This is a genomic window from Paenibacillus sp. UNC451MF (assembly GCF_000686845.1).
In the GTDB taxonomy this organism is placed as follows: Bacteria; Bacillota; Bacilli; order Paenibacillales; family NBRC-103111; genus Paenibacillus_S.
This window is the reverse complement of record NZ_JMLS01000030.1, coordinates 57,629-68,983: the sequence shown is the minus strand read 5'-3', so window position 1 is coordinate 68,983 and position 11,355 is coordinate 57,629. Positions and strand designations below refer to the sequence as shown.

Annotated in this window: 14 protein-coding genes; 2 read left to right on the top strand and 12 right to left on the bottom strand. The window is 43.3% G+C overall.

Annotated elements, in window-relative coordinates; all coding sequences use genetic code 11:
* Positions 1–99 precede the first annotated feature (99 nt).
* Positions 100–300 carry a hypothetical protein gene (locus tag BP97_RS37505; protein ID WP_036746553.1) on the bottom strand — a complete coding sequence of 67 codons (201 nt, stop codon included), beginning with the start codon at positions 298–300 and terminating at the stop codon, positions 100–102.
* Positions 301–418: 118 nt separating this feature from the next.
* Between BP97_RS37505 and BP97_RS0126215 the strand changes: the two genes are divergently transcribed.
* A complete protein-coding gene (locus BP97_RS0126215; protein WP_028551773.1) occupies positions 419–1,273 on the top strand; it encodes an ATP-dependent DNA ligase in 855 nt (284 codons plus the stop codon).
* Between the two features lie 4 nt (positions 1,274–1,277).
* A complete protein-coding gene (locus BP97_RS40765; protein WP_197035541.1) occupies positions 1,278–1,439 on the top strand; it encodes a hypothetical protein in 162 nt (53 codons plus the stop codon).
* Positions 1,440–2,460: 1,021 nt separating this feature from the next.
* Here the strand turns inward: BP97_RS40765 and BP97_RS0126200 are convergent.
* The 11 genes from BP97_RS0126200 to BP97_RS0126140 all read right to left on the bottom strand — a co-directional run bounded on the left by BP97_RS0126200 (position 2,461) and on the right by BP97_RS0126140 (position 11,355).
* On the bottom strand, positions 2,461–2,685 hold the full coding sequence (locus BP97_RS0126200) for a DNA-binding protein (RefSeq protein WP_331281325.1): 225 nt from the start codon (positions 2,683–2,685) through the stop codon (positions 2,461–2,463).
* A gap of 234 nt (positions 2,686–2,919) precedes the next feature.
* A complete protein-coding gene (locus tag BP97_RS41485; protein ID WP_269321930.1) occupies positions 2,920–3,051 on the bottom strand; it encodes a hypothetical protein in 132 nt (43 codons plus the stop codon).
* Positions 3,052–3,434: 383 nt separating this feature from the next.
* Entirely contained in the window at positions 3,435–4,235 is an 801-nt protein-coding gene (locus tag BP97_RS0126180) for a DUF1906 domain-containing protein (protein WP_028551769.1), read from the bottom strand.
* Entirely contained in the window at positions 4,219–4,689 is a 471-nt protein-coding gene (locus tag BP97_RS0126175; protein ID WP_051620980.1) for a phage holin family protein, read from the bottom strand. Before BP97_RS0126175 ends, BP97_RS0126180 begins: the two co-directional genes overlap by 17 nt.
* A 22-nt stretch (positions 4,690–4,711) precedes the next feature.
* Positions 4,712–5,449 (bottom strand): C1 family peptidase, encoded by a 738-nt coding sequence (locus BP97_RS0126170; RefSeq protein WP_028551767.1) that lies wholly within the window; start codon positions 5,447–5,449, stop codon positions 4,712–4,714.
* Between the two features lie 13 nt (positions 5,450–5,462).
* Positions 5,463–8,063, bottom strand: a complete 2,601-nt coding sequence (locus BP97_RS0126165) for a DNRLRE domain-containing protein (RefSeq protein ID WP_028551766.1) — start codon at positions 8,061–8,063, stop codon at positions 5,463–5,465.
* 14 nt (positions 8,064–8,077) lie between these two features.
* Positions 8,078–8,962 carry a phage tail-collar fiber domain-containing protein gene (locus tag BP97_RS0126160; RefSeq protein WP_028551765.1) on the bottom strand — a complete coding sequence of 295 codons (885 nt, stop codon included), beginning with the start codon at positions 8,960–8,962 and terminating at the stop codon, positions 8,078–8,080.
* Entirely contained in the window at positions 8,963–9,526 is a 564-nt protein-coding gene (locus BP97_RS0126155; RefSeq protein WP_028551764.1) for a phage tail protein I, read from the bottom strand. It lies immediately after the preceding gene.
* Positions 9,519–10,640 carry a baseplate assembly protein gene (locus tag BP97_RS0126150; protein ID WP_028551763.1) on the bottom strand — a complete coding sequence of 374 codons (1,122 nt, stop codon included), beginning with the start codon at positions 10,638–10,640 and terminating at the stop codon, positions 9,519–9,521. Before BP97_RS0126150 ends, BP97_RS0126155 begins: the two co-directional genes overlap by 8 nt.
* The gene (locus BP97_RS0126145) at positions 10,637–10,963 is read right to left on the bottom strand and encodes a GPW/gp25 family protein (protein WP_051620979.1); all 327 of its coding nucleotides are present in this window, start codon (positions 10,961–10,963) and stop codon (positions 10,637–10,639) included. The genes BP97_RS0126150 and BP97_RS0126145 overlap by 4 nt, the downstream gene beginning before the upstream one ends.
* Entirely contained in the window at positions 10,960–11,355 is a 396-nt protein-coding gene (locus BP97_RS0126140) for a phage tail protein (RefSeq protein WP_028551761.1), read from the bottom strand. The genes BP97_RS0126145 and BP97_RS0126140 overlap by 4 nt, the downstream gene beginning before the upstream one ends.

The following is an 11,355-nucleotide window of genomic DNA, read 5'->3' as shown; positions in this document are numbered from 1 at the left end:
GATTCGCGCCAGCTTTCCAAGCAGTTTAAATACCGACTGTTGCTTACCCATATGCTTTAGTTGGACATTGTTTTCATGCAGCTGCCGAAATAGGTTTGTCTATTTTACATAGACAAACTTACATACCTCACGCATATATCGATCTTTATTTATCTTAACTGACAGTTCCGTAACTTCCTCAATGACGCCGCTGCCGATCAATTCTTCCTCTTGAAATACGAGAACTGGAGTCTTATTTGCTGCGGCCGTGTGTAGGTGGATAGGTGATGTAAGCACTCGGAAGCCTTTATAATGTTTCATTTAGTGTTTGTCCCCTTCTAGTTTTCCCTCATTTTAACTGCAAACTTGGACCCTGCCAATACTTACCGCCTGCTTGATGCATATATCACAGCTATAATTACTTTAGAGGTGATTGTACGTGTTTATATCCCCCATGTTACTTGAGACAGCATCGGCTCCTTTCTCCGATGAGGATTACGTGTTCGAGCCGAAGATAGACGGTCACCGACTTCTTTTATCGCGTATCGACGGCGATCAGCCGCGCTTATATACTCGTCACAATAACGATTGCACACGCCAGTATCCTGAGCTTCAAACTATAGAACTTGATGATGTCATCCTAGATGGTGAGGCAGCAACTACGGACGAAGCTGGCCATGTGGATTTCGAGGCGATAATGGAGCGATTTTCTCTGCGTAAACCGGATAAAGTCCTGAGGGCTGCAGAGCTACGACCAGTTAATTATGTTATTTTCGATATTCTCCGTTATAAGGGTGAGGATCTCCGCGGCTATCCATTACATAAGCGTAAAGAGTTGTTATCTACTTTGGACTTCGGAAACCCTCATATGGCGCTAGTTCCATCGATTGAGGCTGAAGGTGAGCAGCTGTATTCTCAAATCGAATCTTTAGGAATGGAAGGCATCGTTGCAAAACGTTCTAACTCAATTTACGTTAGCAGCCGGTCTAGCGCGTGGCTTAAAATAATCAACTGGACATATACAGAGGTGTTTATTTCAGGATATAGGAAAGGAGACTTCGGATGGTTGGCAGCAGATGAAAGAGGCCGACCACTAGGAGTGATTGAGCTTGGAGTAACACCCCATCATAAGATGGCCTTTTATGGCGTCAAAGACCAGCTATTCCGTGGAGAAGACCGTGATTACTTTTATCTTGAGCCGCGGATTAAGGCGAAGGTTAAGATAAGGAACTGGACAAAAGCAGGGCTCCTGCGCTCGCCGGTATTCGTGGATTTTATTCTAGAGAGGGAGTGATTTTATGTTGTACCATGCTATACATCGGGAAACACATGAATTAATTACCCTGACCGCTGCGGATATTTTAGATATGGATTATGATACCGCAGGGCGTGTTGTAATAACTGCCGTTGATCAGCAGTGCTATTTTTTACTTGCCAGCAAAGATATAGTGCATGAATGAAAAAAATCCCTACCAGCCTCTAAAGGCCAGTGGGGATTTTTTTTTTGGAATAATTTCTGTTCAATTTGATGTTTTATACTTCAATCTTCCGATCAACCCTGCCATGGCGTATTTATAAAATGTCCGTAATCTATAACAACAATCTTTCCGTTGTGTTTCAGACGCAAGTTTGTATAGTGTCCGTTCTTATACACTCTCAGATCATGGGGGATGATACCGTACCTCTCGAATCTTTCTCTCAGCTTGTCGATTCTGTATACACTTTCGCTCGTCCTGGAAAATTTTCGAACATTTTTTCTCATGATCAGCCATCTATAACCATTCCCATGTTTTACAACAGCACTAAGACGTCTTCTCACCTGTGATGGAGATGATCGATAGATGGTAACTTCTGTACGATTACATCTGATTCCAAGTTTCGATTTGGCAACTTTCAATACATAATTATGATTCCAATCGTACACGATTCGCGACGAACCTATTCCGATAACCTTTTTACCTCGCATTAATTTATGAATGCTTCTTTTCAATGTAAGATCCCTCTCCTGCAGCAAAATGATGGGTACTTTGTAATTTATTCAGTCAAATGAAGCCCGACATGGGCAAGTTTACGTTTTTTTAATAAATCGTCTAAATAAGGACCCTGCGGCATTTTGAATAAGATTTAATTCATTACTAACCGATAAATATCAGGGCTGCTGAGCTATCGTATTACGAAGGATCATGTATTCTTCAACATTATATCCTGTTAAACGTTCGCCCTAAATTTTCCTTTTATATGGGCATTGGCCGTGAACGATTGGTGAATCTGCCCAGGCCGGCCATTCTGGATGCACCATGCTACCGTTAATAAAACCAAAACAAAAAGTATGCTGCCAAGTATGATTGCCACCACCATGTATATATCATGTTCAACACTCCTTATTTCTGATAAGATGGAGTGGGAGAGGTACCGACCAAAGTTTCTCTTCCCTAAAGGCTGCTTGCTTCCATCAAGCGGCTTTTTCTAATTCAGATAGATCTAGAGCTTTCTTTTTTGCATGGTTTCATGCAATTTCAATACATCAGATTTTAAATAAAGCGTTTCTTTCTTCAGTGCTTTGATAGGTGATATGTTGCCGCGTGCTACATGATAACTTAAGTTTTGGCGTTTGCACTCGAGGATTTCCAGTGCCTCGGAAGTGTCGATGACTTCCGAGGCTAGAAACTCGACCAATGCTTGTTTGGATTCAAATTGATACATCATGCTCATTTCTCCTTGATGAGTAGCTTTGTAATGAATAGTACGATCCATACTGTAATGATGCTTAAAGCGCCCAACTGTATACCGGTTAGTTGACCGAAATTCAGATCAAGCACATACAGTATCGCCATAATGAAAAACAGAGTATCCGTTGCGGTTGTGATTCTCTTCATAATTTGGTTGGATGTGATATAATGGATTTTGAAGAGGAGGGAGGCTGCCCTCCCCTTCAAGGTTTTATTTGCGGCTGCGTCTCTTTTTGAGGCGCTTTTTCTTTTTCCTCATCTTCTGGATTTCTATAATCAGTTTAATTGCTCCTGCTGTATAGAAGATGATGGCAGCCACATCTTTCATTTGGTTCACATCCAATCTTGTTCACCTCCTTTCCACACTCTTATTATATCACTTTATTTGTCGCGCGTCAAATAAACAGTAAAGAAAATGGGTAATTTTGTTATGAAAAGTGGTATATTATGAGATACATAGCATGTTACTAGGGGGGATTATATGAAGTTCGGCATGAGAAAGCCTAGTATTAAGAAACGTGTAGCAGCTAGAACGAGCCTTAAAAGGCAGGTTGTACATCAGCTGGGGATTAAGATACCTAGGGGTTATGGATGGCTTAGAAGCCCCAAAAAATACGTATATAATAAGGTGTATAAGCGAACAACGTTTGATATTTTTTCTCTAATTAAAAAACTGTTCAAATAAAAATAGCCCTCCATCCCAAAGGATAGAGGGCTTTGTCTAGTCTATTCTACTAATTGACCTGATGATCTGCGGAGTGTGTTCGCTAATCTGTGTTGCCAATCTCGCAAATTCATCCACGCTGCAGCGTCTTGGGTTCGTCCTTCCTGCATGGCAAGATAGCGCTCTTTCTCACAATTTTCCCATGCAAGAGACAAATACGAATCAATGATATTATTTGCAATAGCAGTTGGTAGTTCTGGAACTGCATTTTTAATTGCCATGCCTGTTTTCCACCCTCCAGCATCGCCGTTAGATTCATCAAGATCAATCCCAGTTTCATTAACAACGATGTCATTTTGATATTGGTAAATGTTTGGATTATCTAGCTTGGCTCCACGGCTCCAAGCATAGGTTTGCCACACCTTGGAAACGATGCAGCGCTCCTGCATTACTTTACAAATTTCATATTCACCATACACACCAAGCTCATAGCCGGTAATCTGCTCGTCAAATGCTCGTAAATACGCTTCTATTACATCGTAATGAGAGGGGTTCACATCTGTATCCACGGCCGCATAAATGACCGTCCCTTCGGGCTGTCCGATCTCCTGTGCATACTGTAAGGCAAGCTTGCCATCCTCTGCCCCTTGTACAGCTCCAGCTAGTGCATTGTCGGCTCCACGCTCAAATACAGATACAATCCATAAGCCAGCGCTTGTAATATGTTGGGCCTCAGAAGCTGAAAGCCGTTTCCAAGAACCCTCTGGAGCAAGGTATCTGCAAACAAATGAATACCCCTGTTCGAAAAATTCTTTGGCTTTATATAAACTAAGTGGTGTTGCACAATCAAATCCCTTTGCCACTTGATTGATCCCCTTTCTGCCTCAATTGCTCTAAGAATTGTGTCAACGCTGCAGGCATAGGTACACCTAGCACACCTAGATTTTCAATAACAGACAATCCCTCACGACCAGAGTAGAAGTATAGTGCAAGAGTGCGGAATATCGGGGCTTGCCCTCCTACAAACTGGTCACACATACCAGCCAAAGCAATAACCAAAAAGACGATGCCCTTACGGACACCACCCCAAAACATGACATCACTATTTAGGGTTTTTGACTTCAATGCTCCTAGCACGCCTGTTAAGTAATCAACAAACATCAAGAAAGCCAACACTTTTAAAGCCGAATCCCATCCGCCCAAGTAATCACTTACAATTGTACTAATGAATGCAACAATACCCGTGAACGAAAATTGTCTAGCGCTATCCCCTGCTGCAGCTCCTACAGCCAGTGATCCAATATCTTTAAAGTTCATTTCAATATCTCCTTTCAATTATTTATAGAGTTGCTGTCCACATATCGTAAATATGGGGGAAATACGATTCGGGCATATAAAAATAGCCTTTATCGCCCCAAGCTTCTCCCCAACTATTTCGAACAATGAAGTAATCTTTGCCGTTGATTTTCTTGTATCCAACCGCTAACACAGCATGTCCACCATGAGAAACTGCATTCTCTGGATAGTCCTGCATAATACCAGTACGAGCCACTTCCCACGATTCAAAGTCGGGGAAGACATCGAACCCAAATACAACCGGAAATCCTTCAGCAAGCGCCGATTTAAAGCCGTTCAAATCAAAAACGCGGTGGTATTCTTTGATTCGATGCTCCCCAGCATTTGCTTCCGCCTCTGCTGTCGGTTTATCGCGAAAAGTGTTTTGGATGTAAGGGAAGCGTGACTCTGTGCATGTGCCGATATCTGCTAACACTTTCATCATGTCACGAATGAAAGCCCCGCTATCTTCATTCTCCCATCCTCTCATTTCCCGAGAGTGCCAATAGAGAAAAAGGCGAGAGAGGTTAAAATATAGGCTTAAACCATCCTCACGCTTTCGAAGAAACTCTCTTAATCCGCAGCCTGCATTTGCTGTGCAGGAACCGATATGTCCCTGGTCAAAAATGGGTACATCATTCGGACGTAAATCCACTTCATCCGGAAGAATGGAATACTTGGGAACGCGAAAAAAGTCCCGAGAATCTTCGGGACTTCGTTTTAAAAGATATTGTCTATTCATTTTTTAAGCTCCTTTATTTTGATATGGCTTTGTTGCTTATGCGATATGCAGAAGCATTAGGGTCTGTTGTTGACACTAACTCAAAGCATCCGACCCCGCCCGACTTCAATCCCACGCGTAAAGCCTTAGAACCAAGTACCCCCGATGTCGGGTCATAAACGGACAGCAAAATCACTGATCCGTTCTTCCCTCCGACCGGATACACTCCGACTTTCTTTTTGGTCATGAACTCGCGGTAGGTATAGGAGCTTTCATTCCCAGCTTTATCGTGGTAGGTTACAGTGAATCGATAACGAGTACCTTGCTTCAAACCAGGCACATATTTACTCGTCACATTACCGATATCCTGACCGTTGAACATCGGAGTCCCGACCCAGCTCGATCCGTTCCACTCTCCGAGATAGAAATCTGTTGTAGCCCTACCTGAAGACGGGGCTGGATCGCTGAATTCACTCCATGTGAATGTGGCATCCGTTAGCCCCCAAACCACGGAAATGTTCGGATCGTTAGCTCGTTGAGAGTCGACAAAGAAATAGGCCGCCTTACTTCCAATCATCCAGTTTCCAGATTTATCTTGACAATAAAAATCTACCTTATACTCCCCTTCTCCCGTAATCGGAATGTCAACATAATAGTCAGAACCTGACTGTACACCAACTACACCGTTAACAGTTGCTTGTCCTGGTGGCGTATAATTACAATAAACATTAAATATTCCTGATAGATTATCTTGAATGCCATATGCCCATACGCGCCTATTACCTGATGTTTGATTCGTATATGAATAGCCTTGAACACTTGTAATAGTTGGAGCTGTTCTATCAACGAATGTCCGCACCCTCGGTTGTGACGCTTGTACTTGATTACCAGCATTGTCAAAAGCATATGGATCAGTTAAATATTCCCCTTCACCATTTCCGAACTGATTGATTGGTATATCACAGTACCAATTGTTCGTGCCTGCCTCCCTAATTCCATCAAACCACAACCAAGTAGCTCCACCTGATTGTGTATAGTTACAAGTAGGAAATTGTACACGGTTAATACCCGATCCATTATCGACAACATCTTTAGCCCACACCCTAAAAGAACCATTAGCTTGAGTGGTGGTATATTGTGGGTTAGCTGTACGATTATTTTGATCTCCTGCAACACTTCCTATTGTAGGAGGCGTTGAATCAACATACACATACGCTCTTGCCATTGCACTTATATTGCCAGCTGCATCATGACCTCTGAAATCTATTCCCCAATTTCCTTGCATTAATCCATTCCAAGAAACTACCGTATACCAATTTCCGTCATAGGTTGCATTATCAATTTGATAAGCGGACCCATCAGGTCTTGTTAGCCACACGGATACTGCAACTACACTTACATTATCAGTAACGTTATAAGCATATATTTTAGTAGTATTTCCAATGTTGCTATTGTATTGCTGACCTGAGACACTGCCAATATTGGGAGCTGTATTGTCTATGGAATAAAACCTGTTAGTGGATTCAATGGGACCTGATATATTACCGCCCTGGTCCATAACAGACATACGTACAAAAAAGCTAATATTATCACCCATTTTAGGTAACACATAGCTTCTTCTATCGGTTTCATATCTCCAACCGCTACTCCATATTGTGGCTGTATATTCCTTATTTACAATTTCAATATTGAAACCTTTTTGAGCGGTGTTATCAGTGTATTCCCAGTATATAACTATATTTTGGTCTTTTTGTGAATGATTGTTAGGAGGTGATGTAATAGAAACCGATGGTTTACCGGCATCTATTCCAAAGACTGGAACCCATGACCAAGGACCCTCCCACCCCTTACTATCCCATGTTCTAATTCTATAATAATACACGCCATCGCCAAGATCATGTGTCCATGTCCAATCTTGCCTCGAGCCTGGCGTATACCCCGTGTCTCCTACCCAACCACTAGCAAAATTTGAATCTGCTGATACTTGGATTTGGAACGCGCTTTGATAATCTCCTGCATCATTATCACTGAATGCCCATGTAAAATATGGGCGTGGAGAGTTATACCATGCGCCATTTGTCGGAGTATTTAGTAATGGTCCATTTGGAGATACATTTGGTATTGTATAATCAACCACTAAATATGGCTTATTAGCACCGGCTATGCCTTGGTAATAAAATCCACCAAATTCACCTGTATTATCGGCTTTTGCGAGTCTGAACCCAAGCCTACTATTGCCCATGTCCCTGACTAACTGAGTTACATTGAAATCATTATAAGTATTTACGGCGAGTGTATTTGTGTACCCCGTCAAAGCATTTCCGTCGGTAAAATCTGGACGGTTTCCAGCAGACCAACCGCTAGTTATTCGTGAAAATTTATATTGAACGTTGCCACTCTTTGAATTCCCGTATAATCGCAAGACTGCACTGTTTATGACTACATTAGCAGGCAAGTCGTTCCAATTAAAGTCAATGTATTGCAAGTCTTGATAGTCGCCATTGTCACTGTCATACGTCCCATAAAATGATAACTGGGGGGTGCCTGTTGAATTTAAAGTAACAACATACGAGTTAGATCTGTACTCATAATTACACCATGTGGATTTATTTGCATATAAAGTTGCCACTGCCATAAGTTATTTGCCTCCTACAACAACAGATCTTCTCGGCACCATACTTGACCTGGTTCTGGGTTGACTGGATCAGTAGTCCTTACCTCAACTCTGAATGGCTTCGTAGCGTCTGAACGAATGTCATCCACTTCCGCCTTTCGAGCCACATCATCACTTGCAGCCGGTGCAGCTGCTTTAAGCCTCCCGTTTGCATCCCGTTGGGCTATTGCATTAGGTGTGGCCGAAGGAGTAGAGCCATGGACTGTGCCAGCATTCGTGTGATTGGTCAGATTGGTTTGAACCGCATCCACCTCTGCTTTTCGAGTCACATCATCACTTGCAGCTGGAGCACTGGCTTTAAATCTGCCTGCATCATCGCGGCGCACAATCGCGTTTGCTGTTGCTGCAGGTGTAGCACCATGAGCTGCTTTATCATTTACATGCTGATTAAAATCTTGCATCGTCAAATAGATCAATGACTGATCGATTGTAGCCGATATATTGGCTGTATTCCCCACAATGACAATGGCATTAATGTACCGTTCAAGGATATCCGCGCCGCCTGCAGCTGGGATATACTCCGCATCTTTACCAGCGTTCGCATAACAATACAGGATCTCGCTTCCCCCGTCTGGATTTTGGGCAAACACACCGATTTCACGGAAATAAAAACCTGTTGATATGTCCTGATTGTTTAAAACCGCACCAACGACTGCCTGATTACTGGGTAATTTCTCAGCCTTTGTAATGGGCAAAGACTTTTTCTCACTAATCATGGTTTTTAAATCAACGATAGATTGACCGGTCAAGCTGCCGTCACCCATCGCGATTCGTGTGAAATGAAGCGTTGTCCCTAATTGCACCTTGGATTGAAGCGCTAAACCACTTTTTGTTAAAATTAAGCCGCCAAAAGCTCCCACTTATACCACCTGCTTTATTGTCATAAATTCTCCGATGTGCAGCACACCGCCGATATGAAGATTCATTTCATCTGTGATGGAAACCTGGATGCTTTCAAGCCAGGATCGTTCATTCTTGACTGAATTCAATGCTTTGATAAACTCTTGCGCTTGTTCGTTGGTGGCTTTGGGATTGGTTGTCACCACACGAAAAGTGTAGGGTTCACCGCCAAAGTCGTACCATTCCTCTACTTGACCGTCACCAAAAATGGTTGTTATCAGTTCTTCCACGGCTGAGGGTGTACCTTTACGCCGGTGCCAAGCATAACTATTCTTTACGAGTAATCGCTTGGTCTCTAAGGGAAGGGAAGCGTCATAAAAATCAACATGATATTGCCACGCCAATTCATCGATTTCGGCCGCTTCCAACGTATCCAACCGTGAAAAAATGTCCAGCTTGCGAATGGATTCGTTTAAATCCTGCAGTTCACCATCAATGGCTTTGGCTGCTGCTGCAATGTTTGGGTCATTTCGGAGATTGGGCGGAAGGATGTTAATTAATTGGATTTGGTCTAAGTTAATCACCTTCAAGCCCTCCATAATGGATTTCGATGGTATCTGCGATGGCAACCTCTGAAGCGCCAACTGGCGTATGCACCAAATCCGTTATATCGACTCGGCGCGCCCCAGCTTGCATCACTCGGCGGACAAGTTCAGACGGATTGATAGCACGGCCCAGTTTGGATTTTTGCCACAGTACAAAGCCATTGACAGCTTCCGTAACTGCTGTTTGAACACGTGCAGCGTCAACAGCATCGTTAATGTCGATCCAATATTGAATTGCTACATGGTAATGAACCACCGTGGGTGCTTTGACGGTCACATGATCGGTTAATGGTCGAATGGTTTTGTCATTACAGACAGTACTAACCGCAGTAAGGATGCTTCCAGACGGGACATCCCCGCCATCCATTAACGGCACCACATGCACTTCACCTGGCGCTGGGGAATAAACAGCAACATCAATAATGGCGGAGCTCACTGTCTTTGCCCAATGCCGATAACCTGCGCTTGGACCAGCTACCGAAAACGATTCTGGCGCTTCGTGGATTCGGACCCGATACGCATCATCACTTTCGCGGTTCGCACCACCGCTGGTTGTCGTCAGATTCGATGCTTGGGATATAAAGGCGATAGGGTCCACAATTTGCACAATTTGTCCAGGCAAAAAATCGTTGCCTGCTGTCCCTGCTAGGGTACAAATAGCAGGTATATCAATGAAAAGGCTGCCGGGGGGGATTTCTTTGACTTCGGTTGTTTCAAAGACAATGCTTCCCCCTTTCACGCCGACACGCGTTCTAATTGGGATCAGGACCGGATCAGGACGAATGGCGGACAGAAAAAAACGTAATACAGTGATAGCAGCAACAGCATCCAGCCGCGGTGTTTCGGCAAAGGCTCCTAAATGATCTAAATAATCACCGCTGGTATAACGTAATAAATTTCGTTTGGCTGTTTGATCGATCAATGCTCGCTGCTGCACAATGATGGACCCAATCGATAATAAAAAAAGCCGTACCGGGTCGCCTGGGTACAGCTTTCTTTCCGTTAAAGCCTCAAATATAGTTATCATTTTCTCAGTCGTTTCGGTAACATCCGCCGTTACGAACTGAACATCTTTTAATTCGGATAAATTCATACCATCACCCCATCTGCTAAACGGTAGCGGATGATAGGCTTAATCCGCCCGTTCATCGCTTCATATTCATATCGAATTTTGATGACGGTAATCCGCGGTTCATACTGACGAAGCGCGCGTAATATTCGATTGGTCATTCTTGCCTCAATCACCGCTTGTGGCTGATCCATAGGGGCATCGATGCCAAAAGATCGATCTAATGGAACACTGCCTTGCCAAGTTGTCAAAATGGTTAGAACATTTTGATTGATCTCGTCAAGACCTGTAGCGCCAAAATCGATCTGAGCAGCTTCAGCGGATACCTCATACTCCACCGCATTCACCCCACGATATATTCCTCTAAACTAATCGTTGCTGTACCTACCAGCACATTCCCTTGATTATCGATTACATTCCATGCTTGTTCAAGGGAAGTAATGACCCATAACCCAACACCAAGCGACTTTCCACCAATCGTTAAATCAACTGCTTGTCCGCTACGGTTCATTTCGAGTAAAATCTCCATTTCTTGCAAGGGATTCATGCCATAACTAACGTCAAAGCGCATAGAAAAAGAAATGGTATCCAAATCAGGACCGAGGAACTGGGATTTTTGCTTTTGGCCTAAAACTTCATGTTTCCCCCAGCGTGCCGTACTTTTTCGTGAAAAGTCGGTAAAAGTGCGAATGGTATCATCTGTGGCGACGAATACCACATCCCCCAAAGATCCGATCAT

Bases quoted from the DNA above. Each gene is read 5' to 3' on its own strand.
- BP97_RS37505 (WP_036746553.1), bottom strand. From the start codon at position 300: ATGAAACATTATAAAGGCTTCCGAGTGCTTACATCACCTATCCACCTA.
- BP97_RS40765 (WP_197035541.1), top strand. From the start codon at position 1,278: ATGTTGTACCATGCTATACATCGGGAAACACATGAATTAATTACCCTG.
- BP97_RS0126200 (WP_331281325.1), bottom strand. From the start codon at position 2,685: ATGATGTATCAATTTGAATCCAAACAAGCATTGGTCGAGTTTCTAGCC.
- BP97_RS0126175 (WP_051620980.1), bottom strand. From the start codon at position 4,689: ATGAACTTTAAAGATATTGGATCACTGGCTGTAGGAGCTGCAGCAGGG.
- BP97_RS0126170 (WP_028551767.1), bottom strand. From the start codon at position 5,449: ATGAATAGACAATATCTTTTAAAACGAAGTCCCGAAGATTCTCGGGAC.
- BP97_RS0126165 (WP_028551766.1), bottom strand. From the start codon at position 8,063: ATGGCAGTGGCAACTTTATATGCAAATAAATCCACATGGTGTAATTAT.
- BP97_RS0126150 (WP_028551763.1), bottom strand. From the start codon at position 10,640: ATGAATTTATCCGAATTAAAAGATGTTCAGTTCGTAACGGCGGATGTT.
- BP97_RS0126140 (WP_028551761.1), bottom strand. From the start codon at position 11,355: ATGATCGGATCTTTGGGGGATGTGGTATTCGTCGCCACAGATGATACC.